Source organism: Wukongibacter baidiensis, assembly GCF_050888315.1.
In the GTDB taxonomy this organism is placed as follows: Bacteria; Bacillota; Clostridia; order Peptostreptococcales; family Caminicellaceae; genus Wukongibacter; species Wukongibacter baidiensis.
Genome location: NZ_CP138202.1, coordinates 4,322,395 through 4,345,057 on the forward strand (window position 1 = coordinate 4,322,395; position 22,663 = coordinate 4,345,057).

Sequence of the window (22,663 nt, forward strand, 5' to 3'; positions counted from 1 at the left end):
TTTGAGGCACTTTTTAGAAGTTGTTTTTTCATGAAAAATGACTTCTAATGTAGTTAAAGATTACAAGAATGTGGATAAAATAATTAATATTATTAAAAATTGTGGAAAATTTCAAAAAAAGAAAAATATATTTGTGTTTTAGACAAATTTATATGGGTAAAATATATAGTATAGACAAGCTGATATTATTATATTTAAATCCTTTGGATAAGATATAATTAGTCACACAATTGAATAAGATATAGATAATAGAATTAATGCACAATCTTCAATTAATTAAATTAAGGCTACTAATAATAAAAGGTTACAATTTAGGAGTTTTAATTTAAATTTAAACTCCATTAAACATATATATTGGAAGGAGCTGAAGCTTATGAGAGTAAAAGTAAGTGGAAGAAACTTGGAGGTTACAAATGCGTTAAGGGACACAATAGTTGCTAAGTTAGAGAGGTTTGGAAAATATTTTAAGGATGACATTGAAGCTAAGGCTACCTTGAGTGTAGAAAAGAATAGACAGATTGTGGAGATAACTATACCTATAAATGGTACTCTGTTAAGGGCTGAGGAATCAACAATAGATATGTACACATCTATTGATAAAGCAATCGACAAACTATATAAACAGATGGAGAAGCATAAGACTAGATTGGAAAAGAGATATTTTGGCCATGACACAATCCGATTTGAACATATACCAAATATAGATGATAGTGAAAAAGAGGAATCAAAAATTGTTAAAACTAAGAAATTTGCCATTAAACCTATGGATCCAGAAGAAGCAGTGCTTCAAATGGACTTATTAGGACACAGCTTTTTCGTATTTACCAATGCAGATACCGATGAAGTAAATGTTGTATATAAAAGAAAAGATGGCCACTATGGCTTAATTGAACCATATATTTAGGAATTAAGGAACGGTCACAGACCGTTCCTTACATATTTTTCGGACGAAAATAGAATTTATGTTGAATTAAGAATGGTTATAAATCGATTACTACATTAATTATTAAGTATGTAGCAATCGATTTATAATCATTTTTTTTGAAATAATTTTAAATTTATCAATATTTCGAAGGATTTTGTCAATAAAAATAGAAGTAATTATATGGAGCTTACATAATTTGGTCTATTGAATGTCGAAAAAGTAAACATTCAACCTATAATATATAATAGCGAACCTTGTTTGGGAAAGGAGTTTTACAATGTTTTTAGAAGCAGCAATCCTAGGAGTAGTAATTGGCCTTGTAAGAAATGGTAGTATAAGAAATATTAGCGTCACCAAAATTCGAGGATGGTTTTTAGCCATAATAGCCTTTGTTCTACAAATATCAACATTAATTTTCCGTGATATGTCTATTGTACAATCTTACGGGCGATATGTTTATATAGCATCAGCAGTGTTGATAATATTAACGTTAGCTATTAACTTAAATAAAAGGGGTATGTGGATAATTCTGATAGGAGCAATACTAAATTTTGTAGTTGTAATTATGAACGGAAATAAAATGCCGATAAGTCTTGATGGATTAGAACTTGCAGGGTTACAAAATATGATAGAGGGTATAAAAAGTGGAGATATTACAAATTATATGGCTATAGATCAGGTTACAAATTGGACAAAGCATCTAGGAAAGTATATTGTTATACCTAAGCCATATCCTATGGCAAAGGTTATAAGTATAGGAGATATATTCATGTCCTTAGGAATAATACTTCTTGTTCAAGGTCAAATGATTAAACCATATTTGATCACAAAGAGCAGAATGGTTAGTGTCGGATATAGAGGGAAAATGTAAAGAGAAGACAGCCTGAGGCAGGGGGAACCTGTCTCTTTTTCATAGTCCAGACGAAGCTTGTATAAAACATCTTTGTAATCAAAAATTAACTAAGAAAACATAAAATCAACACAATAATCACACAATTTAGTGATATAATATATATTTGAAGATTTTATTATATTTATACTAATATAGGTCAAAAATTCTAAAAAACACATATAGTTTTGACTAGCATTCGATCAGGAAAAGGTAAGGGGGCAAATATTAGGCCCGAGGACATTGATCTATAAGAGTAGTGAAGGGATGAGATGAATGAGTTTTCTAGAAAAGATATTTGGAAATTTCAATGATAAAGAAGTAAAACGTTTGATGAAGACGGTAGATAAGGTTGAAGCTTTTGAACCAGAGATGCAAGGATTATCCGATGAAGAATTAAAAAATAAAACAAAATACTTTAAAGATAAATTAGCAAACGGAGCATCACTTGATGATATATTACCCGAGGCCTTTGCCGTTGTTAGAGAGGCTGCCGTTAGAACCCTTGGTATGAGACATTATAGGGTTCAAATCCTTGGCGGAATAGTTCTTCATGGAGGACGTATTGCGGAGATGAAAACCGGTGAAGGTAAGACCTTAATGGCTACATTACCTGTTTATCTAAATGCCCTTAGTGGTAAAGGTGTTCATCTAGTAACTGTAAATGACTATCTGGCAAGTCGTGATAAGGAATGGATGGGAAAGGTGTACTCCTTCTTAGGTCTTTCAGTTGAATGTATAGTTCATGGTCAGACTACTGAAGAAAGAAGAAGAGCATATGAGGCAGATATAACCTATGGAACAAATAATGAATTTGGTTTTGATTATCTAAGGGATAATATGGTTATTTACAAAGAGGAAAGGGTACAAAAAGAGCTGAACTATGCAATCGTCGATGAGGTAGATAGTATACTTGTGGACGAGGCAAGAACTCCTCTTATTATTTCCGGTGCAGGAAATAAATCTACAAACCTATATTTTATAGCCAATTCATTTATACAAACACTAAAGAAGGAAGTAGATTATACAATAGATGAAAAAGCACATTCTGCTGTTTTAACAGATGAAGATGGAATACCAAAGGCAGAGAAGTTTTTCGCCCTTGAGAACCTTGCAGATCCTAAAAATATGGAGGTTTCTCACCATGTAAATCAAGCACTTAAGGCCCATACCCTTATGAAAAAAGACATCAATTATGTTGTGAAGGATGGGGAAGTTGTAATTGTTGACGAATTTACAGGTAGACTTATGTTTGGTAGAAGATACTCCAATGGGCTTCATCAAGCTATAGAAGCCAAGGAAGGGCTTGAAGTTAGAAGAGAGTCCCAGACCCTGGCCACTATTACTCTTCAAAATTACTTCAGAATGTATAGAAAGCTTTCGGGTATGACTGGTACTGCAAAAACTGAAGAAGAAGAATTTAAGCATATCTATGGCATGGATGTTGTGGTAGTGCCAACTAATAAACCTATTATAAGGAAAGATTTGTCCGATTCAGTATATAAATCGTTATTAGGTAAATTTAAGTCCGTAGTTAGAGAAATAGAAGAGAGACATAAACATGGTCAGCCAATTCTTGTTGGTACTATATCCATCGAAACCTCAGAATTCATAAGCCAACTTCTTAAAAAGAAGGGCATAAAGCATGAAGTATTGAATGCTAAGCAGCATGAGAGGGAAGCAGAGATAGTTGCTCAGGCAGGCCGTTTCGGTGCAGTTACAATAGCAACAAACATGGCTGGTAGAGGTACAGACATAGTACTTGGCGGTAATGCTGAGTACATGGCAAAGGATGAATTAAAGAAAAAGGGTTTTTCAGAAAATGCTATTTCAATGGTTACGAGCTTTAATGACACCGATGATGAAGAGGCTTTAGAAGCTAGAAGACTTTACAAGGGTCTATATGAGAATATGAAAAAGGTAACCGATGAAGAAGCAGAAAAGGTAAAAGAGGCCGGTGGTCTTTGCATAATAGGTACAGAAAGACATGAGTCCAGAAGGATCGATAACCAGCTAAGGGGTCGTGCTGGTCGTCAAGGAGATGCTGGTTCATCTCAATTCTATATATCCTTAGAGGATGATCTTATGAGACTATTTGGTAGTGAGAAAATCCAAGGGATAGTAGATAAACTAGGAATGGAAGATGACGAACCAATAGAAGCAAGACTACTTTCAAAATCCATAGAAACTGCTCAAAAGAGAGTTGAAGGTAGAAACTTTGGTATCAGAAAGCATGTCCTTCAATATGATGACGTAATGAATAAGCAAAGGGAAATTATATACAATGAAAGAAAGAGAGTTCTTGAAGGAGAGAACCTTAGAGATCATATCTGGGGAATGATTGAAAATCTTGTAACCGAGTCCATAGATATATATACGGCCGATGCAAACTATCCTGAAGAATGGGATTTAAAGGGACTTGAAGACCATCTTCATGTATTATTCCTTCCAAAGAAAAGCCTTGAGTTTGATGATATTGAAAGTTTGACTAAAGAGACACTTAGTGAGAGGATATTAAACATCGCAAAGGATTTATACGATAAGAAGGAAGAAGAAATTACAGAAGAGAGAATGAGAGAGCTTGAAAGAGTTATTCTACTTAGAATAGTTGATACCAAGTGGATTGATCATATAGATGCTATGGATCAGTTTAAGCAGGGTATAGGACTTAGGGCTATAGGTAACGAAGACCCAGTAAGGGCATATCAGATGGAAGGTTTTGATATGTTTAATCAGATGACAAATAATATTCAGGAGGATATTGTAAAATATATATTCAACGTAACAATAGAAACAGAAACCAAGCGTGAGAAGGTTGCTGAAATAACTAACACTTCCGGGGGAGATGGAGTAGCAAACAGAAAACCTAAAACCGTTGTTAGAAAAGAGAAAAAAGTTGGTAGAAATGAACCGTGTCCATGTGGCAGTGGTAAGAAATATAAGAAGTGTTGTGGTAAGGAGCAATAGGGGAATCTTAAATTGAGGTGATGGAATGCTGATATTAGAACAAAGCTTATTGGATTTAAATAGGCTTGAAGAATCTTTAAAAGAACTGAGTGTTTCACTTTGACATAGATGCATTAAAAATTCAGATCTCAGAGCTTGAAGAAAAGATGATGGAGCAGGACTTTTGGGATAATCAAGATGAAGCTCAAAAGATTTTACAAAAATCTAAGAGGCTTAAGGATAAGATATTAAGATTTGAAAAGCTATACTCTGACTGGGAAGAACTTGGACTCTTAGCAGAGATGGGCATCGAAGAAAAGGATTCGTCGGTGGAAAAGGAAGTTTCTAAGGGAATAAAGGAACTCACAGAGGCTATAGATAAGTTAAAGATAGAAACACTACTAAGCGGAGAATTTGATAAAAACAATGCTATGCTTTCTATACATTCTGGAGCCGGTGGGCTTGATGCACAGGATTGGGCTGAAATGCTTCTAAGAATGTACACGAGATGGAGTGAGAAGAAGGGGTATAGTGTAAAGACATTAGATATACTGCCGGACACTGAGGCTGGAATAAAGAGTGTTACTATATTGATTCAAGGAGAAAATGCCTACGGATATCTAAAGGCAGAAAAGGGAGTCCATAGAATAGTTAGGATTTCTCCCTTTGACCCATCGGGTAAGAGACATACATCCTTTGCATCTGTGGATGTAATGCCGGAGCTTGATGATAACATAGATGTTGACATAAATCCAGCAGATCTTAAGATCGACACCTATAGGGCATCTGGAGCAGGAGGACAGCATGTTAACAAAACAGAGTCGGCTGTTCGAATAACACATATACCTACAGGGATAGTTGTGCAATGTCAAAATGAAAGATCGCAGCATAGTAATAAAAATACTGCCATGAAAATGCTTATGGCAAAGTTGATTGAGCTAAAAGAAATTGAACAGATGGAGAAGATAGATGACCTTAAGGGAGACTATAGTCAAATTGCTTGGGGGAGTCAGATACGCTCCTATGTTTTTCATCCCTATAATTTAGTTAAAGACCATAGAACCAATGCAGAGGTTGGTAATGTTGGTGCAGTAATGGATGGTGAGTTAGATTCCTTTATTGATGAGTACTTAAAGCAAAGGAATATGTAGATAATAAAGGCAGGGGTTTATCCTCTGTCTGATTTTTTGGTTACAGGCTGGCTAGGGTTATAGTAATGGATAAATAGCACAAAAGACATGACTAGAGTCTTACTAATAGCCAGTGGCTAGAAGCTAGTAGTTATTAATGATATAATAAACCAGAAAGAGAGGAGAGAATACGGTGGATTTAATAGTAAAACAAATCGTTTCAGAGTTTAAGTTAAAGCAATCTCAGGTAGTTAAGACAATAGAGCTTATTGACGACGGCAATACTATACCATTTATTGCGAGGTATAGAAAAGAAATAACAGGTGGTTTGAGTGATGAGGTTTTAAGAGACTTAAATGAAAGACTTACATACCTTAGAAACCTGGAGTCAAGAAAGGAAGAGGTAATTAGGTTAATAGAGGAGCAGGGAAAATTAACTGAAGAACTTAAAAAAGATATACTTAAAGCAGAGGTTCTTCAAAGGGTAGAAGACCTGTATAGGCCCTTTAAACAAAAAAGAAGGACAAGGGCTACAAAGGCTAAAGAAAAGGGCCTTGAGCCACTGGCTGAATTGATATTAAATCAAGAAATAGTAGAGGGAACGATAGAGGATTTAGCAAAACCATTTATTAATGAGGAGCTAGAGGTAAAAACAATCGAAGATGTCATAAATGGTGCAAAGGATATAATTGCAGAAATTGTATCGGATAATGCTGAGTACAGGGAAAAAATAAGGAATTTAAATTTCAGAGAGGGTACAATCACTTCTAAGGCTGCAGACGGCGATGAGAAGACTGTTTATGAAATGTACTATGACTTCAGTGAAGCCGTTAGTAAGATCGCTAATCATAGGATTTTGGCTGTAAATAGAGGAGAAAAGGAAAAGATACTAAAGGTTAAGGTGATAAGTCCTGACGAAAAGATATTAAGCTATTTAAAGGATAAGGTTATACATAATACTAAGGCCATTACCACTGAAGCCTTAACTCAGTCAATAGACGACTCCTATAAAAGACTTATTGCTCCATCCATTGAGAGGGAGGTAAGAAACAGTCTTACGGAAAGGGCTGAGGAAGAGGCAATAAAGGTATTTGGAAAAAATACAAAACCATTATTGTTAATACCACCTATTAAAGATGTTAGAGTACTGGCTATTGACCCTAGTTATAGAACGGGATGTAAGCTTGCAGTACTAGATGAAACAGGTAAGCTGTTGGAATATACTACTATTTATCCTAATGAACCTCAAAATAAGGTAGAAGAATCAAAGAAGACTATGAAGCAGCTTATAGAGAAATACGATATCAACATCATTCCTATTGGTAATGGTACGGCTTCTAGAGAGACAGAGCTAATAGTAGCAGAAATGCTAAAGGATATAGATAAAGAAGTATACTATACAATTGTCAGTGAAGCAGGCGCATCTGTTTATTCCGCATCAAAGCTGGCAACTGAGGAATATCCAGATGTAGACGTATCTATCAGAGGGGCTATATCCATAGGAAGAAGACTGCAAGATCCCCTTGCAGAGCTTGTGAAAATTGACCCGAAAAGTATTGGTGTTGGTCAGTATCAGCATGATCTAAATCAAGGTAAATTAGGGGAAACCTTGAAGAACGTAGTTGAAGACTGTGTAAACAGTGTAGGTGTAGATTTAAATACAGCTTCACCTTCATTACTTAGCTATGTATCAGGGATATCTTCGGCAATAGCTAAGAACGTAGTTGCCTATAGAGAAGAAAATGGCAAATTTTCTAATAGAAAGGAACTAAAGAAGGTTAAAAGATTAGGGGATAAGGCCTATGAACAATGTGCAGGTTTCCTTAGAATTTCCGATGGGGATAACGGATTAGACAATACAGCTGTGCATCCAGAGTCCTATGATATTACTATGAAGTTTATAGAAAAGCTAGGTTATACAAAGGATGACATCCAAGAAGGAAAGCTTAGAAACATAGATGAAAAAATAATGGAATACAAAATAGAAGAAGATAATACTTCTAATGAAAATAAAAGCAATGTGAAAAGTGTAAAATCCCTAAAGGATTTAGCTAATTATAAGTTTAAAGACAATAATGAAAAACAGGATAAATCAAAAACTATTGAGAAGAAAATTATAAAATTAGCTGAAGAACTAGAAGTAGGACTTCCAACACTAAAGGATATAATTGAAGAAATAAAGAAACCAGGTAGAGATCCAAGGGAAGAGATGCCAAAGCCAGTATTTAGAAGTGATGTTTTAAAGATGGAAGACTTAAAACTAGATATGATAATGACTGGTACGGTTAGAAATGTAGTTGATTTTGGAGCATTTGTTGATATAGGCGTTAAGCAAGATGGACTTGTACACATTTCAGAGCTAAGTAATAAATTCATCAAGAATCCTATGGATGTAGTTTCTGTTGGAGATGAGGTTAAGGTAAAAATCATTGGTCTAGATTTAGGCAGAGGCAAGGTTTCATTAAGTATCAAACAGGTATAGGCAAAGCTTGAGAGGAGAGGTTTAATGTCACAATTAGATAATAATAAGGTTAATAAGCTTATGTCCTATCGCTGGGTTGTATGGGGAGTACTGGCCTTGGCTTATGTAGTAGTTTTTTTCCATAGGTTGGCCGTTGGTGTAGTTAAAGATGAACTGGTAAATGCATTTAATATTACTGGAACTACCTTTGGAAATCTGGGATCAACATACTTTTATGCCTATATGCTTATGCAGATTCCTTCGGGAATGCTTGCTGACTCACTGGGAGCCCGTAAAACTGTAACGGTAGGAACACTGGTAGCGGGTATAGGTTCAATAGTTTTCGGCTACGCTCCTACGATATTTTGGGCATTTGCCGGAAGACTATTGGTAGGATTAGGAGTATCGGTTGTATTTATATCTATCCTTAAAATTCAGTCCAAGTGGTTTAAGGAAAGTGAATTTGGAACAATGTCAGGGATGACTTCATTTGTAGGAAATATTGGTGGGATCCTTGCTAAAACTCCCTTAGTAATAATGGTTGGGTATTTGACCTGGAGGGTATCATTTGCAGTTATAGGTGTAATATCCATTGTAATTGCACTTCTATGCTATCTACTTGCTAGAAATACTCCAGAAGAAATGGGGCTTCCTTCTATAGCGGAAATAGAAGGCAAGGATATAAAGAAAGCTTCAGGCAAAAATCCAAATCTTATTAAAGGATTAGTAAAGGTCATATCGAATCCAAGAACTTGGCCTGGATTCGTGGTGTTTGCAGGCTTCTTCGGAGCTTTTGTTACACTTTCAGGGTCTTGGGGAGAAACCTTCTTAGCAGCAGTATATGATATTCCTAAGGTAAAGGCTGCGAATTATACAATGGCCGCAGTACTAGGAATAGCTATAGGAAGTATAGTTATTGGTAGGTTTTCTGATAGTATTAAAAAAAGAAAGCTTCCTATGATGACATTTGGCGCTGTATATGTGATATGTTGGGGAATCTTAGTCTTTGTAGGTGGAGGAAAGCCTCCAGTAGGAATTTTAATGCCCTTATTATTTGTATTAGGATTTACATGTCCTGCATTTGTACTAGGATGGGCATGTGCTAAAGAAGTAAATCCGCCTGAAATAGCTGGTATTTCTACTTCAGTAGTAAACATAGGAGGGTTCTTTGGAGCAGCTATACTGCCGCCGCTATTAGGAAAAGTATTTGATAATTTCGGAGGAATCCTACCTCCCGTTGAATTATATCATAAAGCATTTATGTATTCCTTTATATCTGCAGTAATAGGTTTTATATTCATATTCTTTGTTAAGGAAACCAATTGTAAGAATATATACAGTGATTAGCAGGAGGATGTCTCAGAATGACGAATTTCTGCGTTATTTAAAATTCAGGCGACTTAGCACTAGCCAAATCGCCTGAATTTTAAAACTTTGAGCTGCATTCTTAAACCCACCGGGGCTGATTACAAAAGACGAAATAACATATAAAAAAATTAATACATAAAAGAAGGATAATATATGTATATGTTGAATTAAATATTATAATATATGGGTTAGTAGGCAGATAGAGCCATAGATTTACGGAATTATTTCAGAATATTTATAATTTCTTAAATATTTTTTTGAAACTGCAACTGACCTAGAATAGTTACAGGAGGGGATAATAATGTTACTTATTAAAAACGGAAAAGTTTTTACTATGGATGGTAAAGTTTACGAAAAAGCTAGTATATTAATTGAGCAAGGTAAGATAAAGGAAATAGGAGAAAATGTCGTTGCACCCCTTGATGCAGAGGTTATTGATGCAGAAGGGAAAATCGTAATGCCAGGATTTATTGATGCTCACTGTCATCTAGGAATGTGGGAGGATGCTATTGGTTTTGAAGGTGCAGATGGAAATGAAATGACGGACCCTATAACACCTGAGCTTAGAGCCATCGATGCAATAAATCCACTAGATAGAAGTTTTGAAGAATCAAGAGAAGGTGGAGTAACATGTGTAGCTACTGGTCCTGGAAGTGCCAATGTGATTGGTGGACAGTTTGCTGCAATAAAGACATATGGTGATAGAATAGATGATATGATAGTTAAAGAGCCAATAGCTATGAAATGTGCCTTTGGAGAAAATCCAAAAAGGGTGTACAATGATAAGAATAAAGCACCTATGACTAGAATGGCTACGGCGTCTTTATTAAGAGAAACTCTAATGAAGGCCAATGAGTACAAGAGAAAGCTTGAGGATGCAGGAGATGATAGTTCGAAGAGACCTGCATTTGATATGAAGATGGAGTCAATGCTTAAGGTTGTAAACGGTGAGATGCCACTTAAGGCCCATGCCCATAGAGCAGATGATATACTAACTTCAATAAGAATAGCTAAGGAGTTTGGAGTTAAGTTAACCCTAGAGCATTGTACGGAAGGACATTTAATTGCCCATCATATCAAAAACGAAGGTTTAACTGCAGTAGTTGGACCTAGCTTTGGTGAAAGGTCTAAGTTTGAGCTTAAGAACTTAACCTTTGACACACCAGGAGTACTAAGTAAGGCTGGAGTTAAGGTAGCTATCATGACAGATCATCCTGTAATCCCATTAAAGCATCTGAATCTATGTGCTGCTTTAGCCGCTAAGGCAGGCATGGAGGAAGAAGAGGCTTTAAAGGCCATAACTATAAATGCAGCCGAAATTTTAGAGCTTGAGGATAGAGTTGGAAGCCTTACGGAAGGCAAGGATGCAGATATAGTTGTATGGGATAAGCATCCATTTGATCTAATGTCAGAAGTATTATACACAATTATTGATGGGAAAGTAGTTTACAAGAAGTAGGAAAAAAGTCCCAGGAAATAATTGTTTAAACTCCAGAAAATATGGTATATATATTATAAATATTATCTACATAAGAATATTTATACCTGCACTTATACCATTTGGAGGGTGGGATTATATGCTAAGACTTCATAAGAATAGAGATTTGGTAAATAAGATTAATTTACTTAGAAGAGATCTTGAGAAATATTTAAGTACGGCAAGTAAACCTACAGAGACTGAAGTTGTTAGAATGAGTCAGGAACTAGATGAACTCTTAGTTATTTATTATAGGCAATTAGGAAATATAGAAAAGATATAAAGGATATCTCAGAATGATGAACTTCTTCTTTATTTATTCTGAAATGTCTGGAGGCTGAACTCATAAGAAGCTTTTATGAGGACAGCCCTCTTTCTTTTTTTGAAAATAACCCTCTTGTCTACTTATATAATCTATTGTATTATGGAGATAATATGTTTAAACCCAGTACGGATCGAATAGAGGTGAAGATTTGAAGAAGATTATTTGCAGAAATGAACAAGAAACTAAGGAAATAGGATATAAACTAGGAAAGCTTTTGAGAAGTGGTGATATGGTATGCCTTACAGGGGACCTGGGTGCGGGAAAAACTACTATTAGTAAATCTATAGCTAAGGGTCTAGATGTGGATGAGGATGTAACAAGTCCTACATTTACTATAATAAACGAATACGATGGAAGACTTCCTGTCTACCATTTCGATGTATATAGAATATTGGATATGGAAGAGATGTACGATATAGGATATGAAGAGTATTTTTATGGTAATGGAGTTTGCTTAGTAGAGTGGGCATCTCAGATAAGAGAATTAATTCCGGACGAGCATCTTTGGGTAGAAATAAAGTATGGCGAAGAGATAAATAGTAGAGAATTTCATTTTAAGGCAACAACAGAGCATTATGAAAGAATAGTTGAGGAGTTGATTAAATAATGAATATGCTGGCTATAGATACGTCATCCCTTGTAGCTACTGTAGCTGTAATGAATGAAGAAAAGCTTTTAGGTGAATATACTATAAACAGTCCAATGACCCATTCTCAGAAGCTTATGCCTATTATTGAGGAACTATTATCTACCTTAGATTTATCAATGGAAGATATCGACTATATAGCAGCATCAAGGGGTCCTGGATCTTTTACTGGGGTCAGGATAGGTATTGCAACGGTTAAGGGATTAGCTCACGCAAGAAATATTCCTATAATTGGAGTTTCAAGCCTAGAGGGACTCGCATATAATATTACATATAGTGAAGAACTTATCTGTCCAATAATGGATGCAAGGAGAAGCCAGGTTTACACAGGGGTATATAAATGGATAGATTATGAGCTTAAAGAAATCGTGAAGGAAGCCCCCCTGAGTATAGATGAACTTATAGGAGAGTTAAAGAAAAGGGAAGAAAAAGTTATCTTTCTTGGAGATGGAGTAAGTAAATATAGGGAAGAAATCATCAATAACTTAGGAGATAAAGCCTTATTTGCCCCTGAGTTTATAAATATGCAAAGAGCTTCTTCTATTGCTCAGCTTGCCGTTGATAAAATGAAAAGAAATGAATTAGAGGTTGACTCGTATCATAGCATTACTCCGGTATATTTAAGAAAGTCAGAAGCAGAAAGACAATATGAAGAAAAAATGAAAAGGTGTAGTGAAATAGATGAGTAATATAGGGGTTAGAGAAATGACTCTAGATGACCTAGATGCCGTAATGGAGATTGAAAGGATATGCTTTACGACTCCTTGGGCTAGAGAGTCATTTGAAAGGGAGATAAGGGATAATCAGTTAGCAAAATACCTAGTAATAGAGTACGGTGGCAAAATAGTCGGTTACGGAGGACTGTGGACTATAATAGATGAAGGTCACATTACAAATATAGCAATACACAAGGAATTTAGAAATAAAAAATTAGGAAGCTTTTTAGTGCAGGCCATGATAGAATTTGCTGAGAACCTAGGAATACATAGAATGACCCTAGAGGTTCGAGAGAGCAATATACCTGCGATAGGTCTTTATTCGAAGCTTGGGTTTGTGCCCTGTGGAAAAAGACCAAAGTACTATCAAGACAATAATGAAGATGCGATTATTATGTGGAGAGGCTAGTTGATATAGTCTCTCTATTTTTTTGAGTTTATTTTTCGAAGCAAAATTTAGCTAAAACGATGGAATGAGATATTTCACCGTTTTTATTTTTGGATAAGTTGTAAGAATATTTTAATAAATTTGCGATAAAAACTGGTATATAATGTTAGAGAAATGTAAATATAGAGATTTCAGTCAAAACTCTAATTTATTTGGAACTCTCTATATAAAAAAATATTGAAGGGCTTTTTTTATATTAAGCGTCTATAATTCTTGGAGACTAAAATATTATATTTGATGGGGGAGGAAGGAAATGAAAAAGATGAGAAAAAGGACTATATTTATTATTTTAACAGTAGTACTGGTTGTATCATTTGCTTCACTAGGGGTTGTAAGAGCCACGAAATCTAAGAAACAAGGAACGGGGATGCAAGTCAAAACTACTCAGGTTGTGAAGCAGGATATTGAGTCAAATATTTTCACAAGTGGTACAGTTGTTACTAAGTACCATAGAGAAATTACATCTGATTTAGCAGGTAAGATAAAGTCCGTATTTGTAGAAGAAGGTGATAAGGTAAAAAAAGGTGACCTTCTTGCTAGTCTCGACTCAGAAGATATTGAATATGAGCTTAATCAGAGCCAAATAAAATTGGAAATTGCAAAGGATAAGCTAAATCGCCTTAGAAAAGAGGACAAGAGAAATTTAGAAACTACTTTTAGAAATGCTGAGATAGAATATAAGGATAAACTGAAGACTTACCAAGATAGAAAGGATCTTCTTGAAGCAGGGGTAATAAGTAAAAAGGATCTTGATGAAGCAAAAAGCTCTAAAGAAAAGGCATATAATGATTATTTACTTGCTAAGAAAAAATATGATGATGCCGATAATCTATCGGAAGTAAGGATGCAGGAAAAAGAAATAAGGTCTATGGAGCTTAGTATAAATAAGAAAAAATCCGACACGAAGAAGACCAATATAATGAGTCCTATAGATGGAACTATAACAGAGAAAAAGGTATCAGACCTGTCTATTGTAGATTCATATACATTAATGTTTAAAATTGAAGATACAGATAACTTAGAGGTAGTGACCAATATAAGTGAATACGATATAGGAAAAATAAAATTAGGTCAGCCAGTAAAGGTAACTAATGATGGAATGGCAAGAAAAGAGTATAAGGGAACAGTAACATACATAGCACCAAATGCATTTATTGACAAGAATGGACAAGGGACAGAGACTGTTGTAAAGGTTAAGATAGATATTAATGACAAGAATACAGGATTCAAGCCTAATTTTACTGCAAATGTAGAAATAAATACGGCAAATAAGAAAGACGTACTTGTGCTACCCCACGAAGCAATATATACAGAAAAGGGCGGAGAAAAATGTGTGTTTCTTGTAAAGGATAATAAGGCTAAGAAAATAGCCGTAGAAACTGGGATTGAAGGTGACATGATTATTGAAATAATTGCCGATGATTTAAAGGAAGAGGATGTTATTATACTAAACCCTACGGAAAGAATTAAAGACGGTGAGAGTGTTAATGTTAACATGGGATCATAAGTAAAGAGGGGAAGGAAAAAATGATAAGAATTGAGAACCTGTGGAAGGTGTATAGTAATGGTAACATCAAAGTTGAAGCACTTAAGGGTGTAAGTCTTAATATAGAAGAGGGAGAATTTGTCTCTATAATGGGGCCATCGGGCTCAGGAAAGTCAACAATGATGAATATTCTAGGATGCCTGGATAAACCTACCGATGGCAAATACGAGCTTGATGATGCTAAAATTGATGAACTAAATGCATTAGAATTGGCTCAGATAAGAAATAAAAAAATAGGATTTGTATTTCAATCCTTTAACCTATTACCAAGAACCTCTGCTTTTAAAAATGTTGAACTACCTATGCTTTATGCAAATGTTCACTCTAAGGAAAGGACTGGAAGGTCAATAGAAGCCCTTGAGAGGGTAGGTCTTGGAGATAGGATAGATCATAAGCCAAATGAACTCTCGGGGGGACAGAAACAGAGGGTAGCCATTGCTAGAGCATTAGTTAATAGGCCAGTAGTTATCTTAGCCGATGAACCAACGGGTAATCTAGATTCAAAGTCTAGTGATGAAATAATGGAGATATTTAAAAAATTAAACGATGAAGGAGCTACTATTGTTATAGTAACCCATGAGTCCGATATAGCGGAAAAAACTAAAAGAGTCATAACCTTTAAAGACGGAGAGATAGTGGAAGATAAGAAAACAGCTACAAGCTGAAGGAGTGGATTTAATGAACTTTCTTGAGAGTATAAAGGTGGCCCTTAATGCAATATGGGTAAATAAAATGAGGTCACTACTGACAATGCTCGGGATAATAATTGGAATTTCTTCAGTTATTGCTGTAGTTGCCTTGGGACAGGGAAGTAAAAGCATGATGAATAAGGAATTTGAAAGAGTTGGAGTAAACAGAGTATATCTAACAACAAATTGGAGAAAAAATCCTACATCCAGAGATTATCTTAACCGAGCAGATATGAAGGCATTAAGGAGGGCGTTTAAGGACGAAATCGATGCTATGTCAAATGGATTTCAAACCAGTGGAGAAGTATTGTCAGATAAGAAGAGAATAAGTATACAGATAAAAGGGGCAAATGAAGAATATAATAGAATTGAAAAAAAAGAAATTATAAAGGGCAGGTATATTATTGAGGGAGATGTAAAGGCAAAGAGGAATATAGTAATTATAGATGAAAAAATGGCTTTAGAGAACTTTGGGAGAACCGATGTTCTAGGTGAAAAACTTATAGTTAGTACCCACTCTAGAAATGCATCATTTGTCATAGTTGGAGTTTATAAAGATAAACAAACACTATTTCCTGGTTTTGGAGGAGAACAGGCTCCTGAGATTTATGTTCCGATTTCAACAGTGGAAAAGATGTTTGGTGTAGGTAATAGGATATATGGTATAGCGATGAATTTAGAACAGGGAGTAAATATCCAGGAAACTTTGGACCGAATGATAAAACTTATAGAAAGACGCCACGATAATGTCGGAAAGGAAAAATATAGAGGTTATAGTGCTGAGAGTCAAATGGAAAGTGCAAATAAGATTACGGGCGTAATGACACTGGTTGTCGGAGCCATAGCTGCTATTTCATTGTTAGTTGGTGGAATAGGTGTTATGAATATTATGCTAGTATCTGTAACTGAAAGAACTAGGGAGATCGGTATTAGAAAGGCTATTGGAGCTAGACATAGAGATATATTACTTCAGTTCTTAGTTGAGGCAATAATAATATCAGGTATTGGTGGAATGATTGGAACGATTTTAGGGGTAGGACTTTCATTTATAATATCGAGCTTTATCAAGATACCACCGACTGTATCTCCTGTGACTATACTTATTGCGTGGATATTTTCAGCAGGAGTAGGTATATTCTTTGGAATATACCCAGCAAATAAAGCAGCTAAATTAGATCCGATTGACGCCTTGAGGTATGAGTAATAACTTATCATAGCATAGGAAAATTGACATAGAGGCTATGTTAATATAAGATAAAAGAAAATATAGAGATTCCAGTCAAAACTTTAATTTATACACATCAAAACTCCCCAGAAACATCGGGTATTTTGATATGGATAAATTAAGATTTACTTGGAACTCTCTATAGGGATTTAAGTAAAGACTTTAATTTATACACGTCCAAAACTCCCAGAAACATTGAGTATTTGTACATATATAAATTAAGTTTTACTATATAACCCCTATATAAATGACTCGAAAAAGAATGGGTGTTTGATATGCAAGTTTTAAAGGAAGAAGTTAGGAATAATATACTAAAGGCTGCAATTGGTGAATTTAGAGAAAACGGTTTTAAAAATTCCTCTATGCGAAATATAGCAAAAAGAAGTGGTATGACTGTAGGAAATCTGTATAGATATTTTGATAATAAAGAGGACTTGTTCTATACAATTGTAAATCCTACTTTTAATAAGATGAAAGAAGTAATTAACGATGAAGAAATTTCCTTACATGGAAAGGATGGAAAGAACTATATTGCGCAGCAGGTTACTAAAAGGATAATAGAAATTAATGAAGAATACAGGGACGAACTTCTAATAATTATTAATGGAAGTGAAGGTACTAAGTTTGCAAGTGCTAAGAAAGAATTTTTAGAATTAGTTGAAAGGCGTATTAAGGGTTTGCTTGATAAGATTGAAAAAATTGGATTGAGTATAGATAGCGATTTTATATCTAAAATAATAGCAACAACCTATGTTGAAGGCGTCTTACTAATCCTAAATACCTTTGAAGATTCTGATAGAATAAATGAGGAAATTGAGTTATATGCAAAGTTTACATTTAAGGACATCGTAAACAGATTTAAATAATCCATAATATTTAAAAGTAGAAAGATAAGGAGAAATTGCTCCTTATCTTTTTTTATGTGTAAAAAAAGGATAGCCAGCATATATATTAATAAATAAACTTGAATAACAGGAGGTAAAAATGGAAGAGGGATATTTAGGCCTTTTTAGTATTGAATATTTATCATCGGTAACAGCAATGGTAATGGCTGTTAATTTAACTACTCAAATTATAAAGGAAATATTCTTATTGAATAATGTAAATAAAAGAATACCAAAGATGCTAAATCTAGCTGCGTCCTTTTTTGTTGTATCATTGCATCATTTAAGTGTATTTCTATATGATGGTTCTAAGTTCCACAATTCTATTGTAGAGCTGGTTTTCTTAACAATACTCAATACATTTTTAATCGCGGGTCTAGCAATGGGGAATTATAAGGTTTTGGGATTAACGAAAGAAAGAAATATGAGTAATACAACGAAAAAGGAATAAATCTACCCAGGTTAATTACTTTAAAGTATAGATAAACAACTTTAAGGGAACATGACTATAATAGAAAATATAGGAATTTAAGGTCAAAAATATTGGTTAAAGAAATAATAGTAGTATATAATATAGAAAGACAAAACAAATATAACGAGACTCGTATTTTCGGAGAGAGTCTCTTAAAGAAATAAAAACTACCAAAAGAACAAAGGAGAAAGGGAAAATGGATAAGGATATAATTACGCTAGCTTTGGAATCGAGCTGTGATGAAACATCGGTTTCGGTTGTGAAGAATGGTAGAGAAGTACTTTCAAATATTGTTTCTTCTCAAATAGACTTACATAAGAAATTTGGAGGAGTTGTTCCTGAGGTTGCTTCAAGAAAGCATGTGGAAAACATTAGCTACGTTATTGATGAAGCACTTGAAGAAGCTAATGTTACATTTGAAGATATAGATGTAATAGGTGTAACCTATGGTCCAGGTTTAGTGGGAGCATTGTTAGTGGGATTATCCACAGCTAAATCCCTTGCATATTCGTTAAATAAACCTCTCGTTGGAGTAAATCACATTGAAGGTCATATCTATGCAAATTTCATTGAGTATAAGGATTTAGAGCCGCCCTTTGTATGTTTAATAGTTTCAGGAGGCCATACTCATCTAGTATACATGAAAGATTATGGTGTTTATGAAGTCCTTGGAAAAACTAGGGATGATGCGGCAGGGGAAGCCTTTGATAAGGTTGCAAGAGCAATAGGTCTAGGTTATCCTGGAGGTCCTTTAATTGATAAGCTTTCTAAGAAAGGAAATAAGGAGGCCATAGCCTTCCCGAGAACTTACCTAGAAAATAATAGTCTAGACTTTAGCTTCAGTGGACTAAAATCCTCGGTCTTAAACTATCTTAATAGCTCTAAAATGAAGGAAGTTCCAATTGTTGAGGAAGACGTTGCTGCTAGTTTTCAACAGGCAGTTATTGATGTCTTAGTAGATAAAACTATAACAGCTGCAAAGAAATGCGAAGTAGATAAAATTGTTATAGCAGGAGGAGTAGCTGCCAATAGTGGATTAAGGGAGCTACTGGAAGAAGAAGCTAAGAAAAATAACTTTGAGTTAATGGTTCCACCAATATCTTTATGTACAGATAATGCAGCTATGATAGGGTGTGCTGCTTATTATGACTACATAAATGGACATCATGCAGACATGTACTTAAATGCTGTACCAAATCTTAAGCTTGGGGAAAAGTACAAAAAGGCGTAGAATACTGGGGAAAGATATAAAGAATTTTTGTAGGGTATTGTCTATTTAATTATAGGTAATACCCGTTTATTTTATAAATAAAATGTGTTTATGATATTAGATATAGGGTATTAATTAAATAGTAATCCTGTAGTTTATGATTATTATTGCAATTATTATGAAACTGAGCCCAGGTGCTGAAAAACGACATGTGAAAAGTGGGATTATATACCAAAAATTAACAAAAAAAATAGTGAACTATAATTGATCAAAAACCTGTTTATGTAAACCGTAGACAGGTTTATTAATTTGTTAACAATCAACACTACGAATGTGGATAAAAATGTGGATAATGTGGATAAAAGACATAAAAAAAGTGAAAATCCTCAAAAAGCCTGTGGATTAATCTGTGGGTAATGTGGAAAAAATGTGGATACAGATGTGTACAATATTCCTTATAAAATGTATATGCTTAAATAGAAGAAAATATTACTATTGTTTTTGGTATACATAATATTAAATTTGATGAAATAAGCTGTCGAAATGTAAGATAATTATATGAAAACAAAAGAGATAGGGCGAAATTTCCCGGGAAATGGAAATAAAGATTAAGAAGGAATCATATAAAGAACATATATTATTGAATAAATTAAGATTTCATAAGAAGTTAGTACTTAATGTAAGATGCTATTTTTATCCACAACCTCATAGTGAGGAGAGTCCCTTAGTTAGAATTTACTTATGTGGACTACAATAAAAAAAAGTCTGGAATTAATTCCAGACTACTTCTTTTCTTCTACGTATTTTACTATATCACCGATGTTTTTGAAGTCCTCAGCATCTTCATCAGGGATTTCAACATCAAACTCATCTTCGATAGCCATAATAACTTCTACAGCATCTAAAGAATCAGCTTCAAGGTCATTAATTAAAGAAGTCTCCATAGCAACCTTAGTGTCTGGGTCTAAACCTAATTGATCGATGATAATCTCTTTAACCTTATCAAATACCATTTGTATTCCTCCTCTTAAAATATTCGTCACTTATGTAGAGTTCAAGTAGAAAAACTTAATTCATACATATCCAAATACTAGATATTTGGAATATGTGTAAATTGACAGCTTTGCTTGAAGCTCTATTGTACACTTTCTTAACTTATCATATTAAGAATCTACTATTATTATACTTAAAAATCAGTAATTGTCTAGGAAAAAATTAAAAATTTTCTTCCCAAGCTATATATAATTTTTCTAGCTGTTCCTTAACCGCTTCATATTCTTCATGAACTTCTTTACTTTTCTGAGGATCAGTATAGATATCCTCATCACACATTAAAAGTTCTAACTCACCTTGTCTCGATTCAAGATTAGCAATTTCTTCTTCTATATTCTTTATAAGTTGCTTTTCTTTTTTCTTCTTAGCATCTTCCATCTTTTTTCGTTTTCGCTCTTCCTTTTGCTTAGTTTTCGTCATAGTTTCAGATGGATTTTCATCAGTGATGTTTTTAAGTTCATTGTTTTTCTCAATATAGTAATCGTAATTACCTAAATACTCTTTAACTTCATCACTAGATATCTCTAGAACTTTAGTTGATATTTTATTTAAAAAATATCTATCGTGGGATATAGTAAAAATAGTTCCATCGTACTCTAAAAGAGCATCTTCTAAGACCTCTTTGGATGCTAAATCAAGATGGTTAGTAGGTTCATCCAACAACAAGAAGTTGGACTTTGAAAGCATTAGTTTTAATAGAGATAAACGACTTCGTTCTCCACCGCTCAAATTTTCGACCTCTTTAAACACGTCATCACCACTAAAAAGAAATGAGGCTAAGAGGGTTCTAGCTTCAGGGGTTGATATCTTTGGATCTGCATTACAAATTTCGTCTATAAGATTATTACCATTCTCTAGATTTTCCTGCTCCTGGTCATAGTAGCCCATGAAAACATTATGACCTACAATGATATTCCCGTCATCATAGTTCATCTTATTTAAAAGTATTTTAAATAAGGTTGTTTTACCTATGCCATTTGGACCAATTAATGCTACTCTTTCTGATCTATATATATCAAAGTCGATATTTGAAAATAGATGATGATCATCAAAGGACTTAGATAGATCGTTAACCTTTAAGACTTCTCTACCGCTCTTGATTTTTGTTTCAAGTTTAATGCGTGTTTTCTTGTCATCTAGTAAAGGTTTTTCAACTATATCCATTCTATCAAGAACTTTTTCTCTACTCTTGGCACGCTTGGCCAGCTTTTCAGTACCATGTTGTTTAAATCTTCTAATGAGTTCTTCCTGCTTAGCTATTTCTTTTTGCTGTTCAAGATACTTCTTCATTTGTTGATCATGTAAGCTTTTCTTATAGCGAATGAACTTGGTATAACTTCCTTCAAATTGGAGGAGACTTCTATTTTCAATTTCAAAGATCTTTCCAACAATTTGATCTAAAAAATATCTGTCGTGAGAAATTATAAAAAGTGTACCAGGATAGCTTTTAAGAAAGCCTTCTAGCCAATTAATCGCATCAATATCAAGATGGTTAGTGGGTTCATCTAAAAGAAGAATATTAGGCTTTTTAAGTAGGAGCTTAGCAATATTGAGTCTAGATTTCTGACCACCACTAAGCTTATCCACAGTTTTTTCGAAATCCTCATCGGAAAAACCAAGACCCTTTAGAACGCCTCTAATTTCACTCTTATAACCATATCCATTCTTATCACTGAATTCATCCATAAGGTTGGAATAATTATTCATAAGTTTTTTGAACTCATTACTTTCATGATCTGAGTGTTCTGATATTCTTTTTTCAAAATCTCTAATTTTCTCTTCCATCTCAATTAGAAAATTGAAAACCAAAAGGCACTCATCAAATATTGTTTTTTCACTATCAAAGTTTAGATCCTGCTTTAGATATCCTATATTTAAATTTTTGGATACATATATATTACCTTCATCATAGGGAATTTGACCAGTAAGAACCTTAAAAAGAGTAGATTTACCAGCACCATTTTTACCGATCAAACCTACCTTATCTCCAATATTTACTGTAAAGGAAATATCTTTTAGTATTAAATCTATCCCAAATGATTTACTAATATTAGTGCATGAGATTGCTATCATTTTGAAACCTCCCTAAAGGGTTTATAAATATATGAAATTAACCCAGATTGTTTATGGAAAACTTGAAACGATGCAAGTAGTTTTGACTGCTAAAGCTTTCATTAAATTCTCTATGAATAATATGGGTTTAGGTATTAAATACATTTTAAAGGTGAAAACTAAATTTTGTAAAAAGTATCT

At 34.2% G+C, this 22,663-nt stretch carries 19 protein-coding genes; 17 read left to right on the top strand and 2 right to left on the bottom strand.

The genetic code is table 11. The annotated features are described in order from the left end of the window. The first annotated feature begins 373 nt into the window (after positions 1-373). The 17 genes from hpf (at position 374) to tsaD (ending at position 19,378) form a co-directional block, all read left to right on the top strand. Positions 374-904, top strand: coding sequence for a ribosome hibernation-promoting factor, HPF/YfiA family (gene hpf / locus R9X47_RS19475; RefSeq protein WP_432662715.1), 531 nt, complete (start codon positions 374-376; stop codon positions 902-904). A 298-nt stretch (positions 905-1,202) separates the two neighbouring features. Then, complete coding sequence (locus R9X47_RS19480; protein ID WP_432662716.1) at positions 1,203-1,796, top strand: DUF5317 domain-containing protein; 594 nt, start codon at positions 1,203-1,205, stop codon at positions 1,794-1,796. Between the two features lie 294 nt (positions 1,797-2,090). Beyond that, on the top strand, positions 2,091-4,781 hold the full coding sequence (gene secA, locus R9X47_RS19485) for a preprotein translocase subunit SecA (RefSeq protein ID WP_432662717.1): 2,691 nt from the start codon (positions 2,091-2,093) through the stop codon (positions 4,779-4,781). 25 nt (positions 4,782-4,806) lie between these two features. Beyond that, positions 4,807-5,911, top strand: a protein-coding gene (gene prfB / locus R9X47_RS19490; RefSeq protein WP_432662718.1) for a peptide chain release factor 2 whose coding sequence is annotated in 2 segments (ribosomal slippage) — positions 4,807-4,881 and positions 4,883-5,911 — 1,104 coding nt in all. Because the reading frame shifts where the segments join, the coding sequence is not laid out codon by codon here. Positions 5,912-6,083: 172 nt separating this feature from the next. Then, positions 6,084-8,372 (top strand): Tex family protein, encoded by a 2,289-nt coding sequence (locus R9X47_RS19495; protein ID WP_432662719.1) that lies wholly within the window; start codon positions 6,084-6,086, stop codon positions 8,370-8,372. A 24-nt stretch (positions 8,373-8,396) separates the two neighbouring features. Then, positions 8,397-9,698 carry an MFS transporter gene (locus R9X47_RS19500; protein WP_432662720.1) on the top strand — a complete coding sequence of 434 codons (1,302 nt, stop codon included), beginning with the start codon at positions 8,397-8,399 and terminating at the stop codon, positions 9,696-9,698. Between the two features lie 322 nt (positions 9,699-10,020). Beyond that, positions 10,021-11,178 carry an amidohydrolase gene (locus R9X47_RS19505; protein ID WP_432662721.1) on the top strand — a complete coding sequence of 386 codons (1,158 nt, stop codon included), beginning with the start codon at positions 10,021-10,023 and terminating at the stop codon, positions 11,176-11,178. A 118-nt stretch (positions 11,179-11,296) separates the two neighbouring features. Then, positions 11,297-11,479: an aspartyl-phosphate phosphatase Spo0E family protein gene (locus tag R9X47_RS19510; RefSeq protein ID WP_432662723.1), complete on the top strand. Its 183-nt coding sequence runs from the start codon at positions 11,297-11,299 to the stop codon at positions 11,477-11,479. 190 nt (positions 11,480-11,669) lie between these two features. Continuing rightward, a complete protein-coding gene (gene tsaE / locus R9X47_RS19515; RefSeq protein WP_432662724.1) occupies positions 11,670-12,128 on the top strand; it encodes a tRNA (adenosine(37)-N6)-threonylcarbamoyltransferase complex ATPase subunit type 1 TsaE in 459 nt (152 codons plus the stop codon). Further along, positions 12,128-12,856 carry a tRNA (adenosine(37)-N6)-threonylcarbamoyltransferase complex dimerization subunit type 1 TsaB gene (gene tsaB / locus R9X47_RS19520; RefSeq protein WP_432662725.1) on the top strand — a complete coding sequence of 243 codons (729 nt, stop codon included), beginning with the start codon at positions 12,128-12,130 and terminating at the stop codon, positions 12,854-12,856. Before tsaE ends, tsaB begins: the two co-directional genes overlap by 1 nt. After that, entirely contained in the window at positions 12,849-13,292 is a 444-nt protein-coding gene (gene rimI, locus R9X47_RS19525) for a ribosomal protein S18-alanine N-acetyltransferase (protein WP_432662726.1), read from the top strand. Before tsaB ends, rimI begins: the two co-directional genes overlap by 8 nt. Before the next feature lie 292 nt (positions 13,293-13,584). Beyond that, positions 13,585-14,838: an efflux RND transporter periplasmic adaptor subunit gene (locus R9X47_RS19530; protein WP_432662727.1), complete on the top strand. Its 1,254-nt coding sequence runs from the start codon at positions 13,585-13,587 to the stop codon at positions 14,836-14,838. A gap of 20 nt (positions 14,839-14,858) precedes the next feature. After that, positions 14,859-15,542 (top strand): ABC transporter ATP-binding protein, encoded by a 684-nt coding sequence (locus R9X47_RS19535; RefSeq protein ID WP_432662728.1) that lies wholly within the window; start codon positions 14,859-14,861, stop codon positions 15,540-15,542. Between the two features lie 13 nt (positions 15,543-15,555). Continuing rightward, positions 15,556-16,770, top strand: coding sequence for an ABC transporter permease (locus R9X47_RS19540; RefSeq protein ID WP_432662730.1), 1,215 nt, complete (start codon positions 15,556-15,558; stop codon positions 16,768-16,770). Between the two features lie 296 nt (positions 16,771-17,066). After that, complete coding sequence (locus tag R9X47_RS19545; protein WP_432662731.1) at positions 17,067-17,657, top strand: TetR/AcrR family transcriptional regulator; 591 nt, start codon at positions 17,067-17,069, stop codon at positions 17,655-17,657. 118 nt (positions 17,658-17,775) lie between these two features. Then, positions 17,776-18,126 (top strand): hypothetical protein, encoded by a 351-nt coding sequence (locus tag R9X47_RS19550; protein ID WP_432662733.1) that lies wholly within the window; start codon positions 17,776-17,778, stop codon positions 18,124-18,126. A gap of 217 nt (positions 18,127-18,343) precedes the next feature. After that, the gene (gene tsaD, locus R9X47_RS19555; RefSeq protein ID WP_432662734.1) at positions 18,344-19,378 is read left to right on the top strand and encodes a tRNA (adenosine(37)-N6)-threonylcarbamoyltransferase complex transferase subunit TsaD; all 1,035 of its coding nucleotides are present in this window, start codon (positions 18,344-18,346) and stop codon (positions 19,376-19,378) included. Positions 19,379-20,139: 761 nt separating this feature from the next. Here tsaD and acpP read toward each other — a convergent pair. Further along, positions 20,140-20,370, bottom strand: a complete 231-nt coding sequence (gene acpP, locus R9X47_RS19560; protein ID WP_432662736.1) for an acyl carrier protein — start codon at positions 20,368-20,370, stop codon at positions 20,140-20,142. Between the two features lie 202 nt (positions 20,371-20,572). Further along, positions 20,573-22,483: an ABC-F family ATP-binding cassette domain-containing protein gene (locus R9X47_RS19565; protein WP_432662738.1), complete on the bottom strand. Its 1,911-nt coding sequence runs from the start codon at positions 22,481-22,483 to the stop codon at positions 20,573-20,575. Positions 22,484-22,663 lie beyond the last annotated feature (180 nt).

Excerpts from the sequence above, each read along its gene's own strand:
- rimI (WP_432662726.1), top strand. The coding sequence starts at position 12,849 with ATGAGTAATATAGGGGTTAGAGAAATGACTCTAGATGACCTAGATGCC.
- R9X47_RS19545 (WP_432662731.1), top strand. The coding sequence starts at position 17,067 with ATGCAAGTTTTAAAGGAAGAAGTTAGGAATAATATACTAAAGGCTGCA.
- R9X47_RS19530 (WP_432662727.1), top strand. The coding sequence starts at position 13,585 with ATGAAAAAGATGAGAAAAAGGACTATATTTATTATTTTAACAGTAGTA.
- R9X47_RS19535 (WP_432662728.1), top strand. The coding sequence starts at position 14,859 with ATGATAAGAATTGAGAACCTGTGGAAGGTGTATAGTAATGGTAACATC.
- R9X47_RS19505 (WP_432662721.1), top strand. The coding sequence starts at position 10,021 with ATGTTACTTATTAAAAACGGAAAAGTTTTTACTATGGATGGTAAAGTT.
- R9X47_RS19480 (WP_432662716.1), top strand. The coding sequence starts at position 1,203 with ATGTTTTTAGAAGCAGCAATCCTAGGAGTAGTAATTGGCCTTGTAAGA.
- R9X47_RS19565 (WP_432662738.1), bottom strand. The coding sequence starts at position 22,483 with ATGATAGCAATCTCATGCACTAATATTAGTAAATCATTTGGGATAGAT.
- tsaD (WP_432662734.1), top strand. The coding sequence starts at position 18,344 with ATGGATAAGGATATAATTACGCTAGCTTTGGAATCGAGCTGTGATGAA.
- R9X47_RS19510 (WP_432662723.1), top strand. The coding sequence starts at position 11,297 with ATGCTAAGACTTCATAAGAATAGAGATTTGGTAAATAAGATTAATTTA.
- R9X47_RS19550 (WP_432662733.1), top strand. The coding sequence starts at position 17,776 with ATGGAAGAGGGATATTTAGGCCTTTTTAGTATTGAATATTTATCATCG.
- acpP (WP_432662736.1), bottom strand. The coding sequence starts at position 20,370 with ATGGTATTTGATAAGGTTAAAGAGATTATCATCGATCAATTAGGTTTA.
- R9X47_RS19500 (WP_432662720.1), top strand. The coding sequence starts at position 8,397 with ATGTCACAATTAGATAATAATAAGGTTAATAAGCTTATGTCCTATCGC.
- hpf (WP_432662715.1), top strand. The coding sequence starts at position 374 with ATGAGAGTAAAAGTAAGTGGAAGAAACTTGGAGGTTACAAATGCGTTA.
- tsaB (WP_432662725.1), top strand. The coding sequence starts at position 12,128 with ATGAATATGCTGGCTATAGATACGTCATCCCTTGTAGCTACTGTAGCT.
- secA (WP_432662717.1), top strand. The coding sequence starts at position 2,091 with ATGAGTTTTCTAGAAAAGATATTTGGAAATTTCAATGATAAAGAAGTA.
- R9X47_RS19540 (WP_432662730.1), top strand. The coding sequence starts at position 15,556 with ATGAACTTTCTTGAGAGTATAAAGGTGGCCCTTAATGCAATATGGGTA.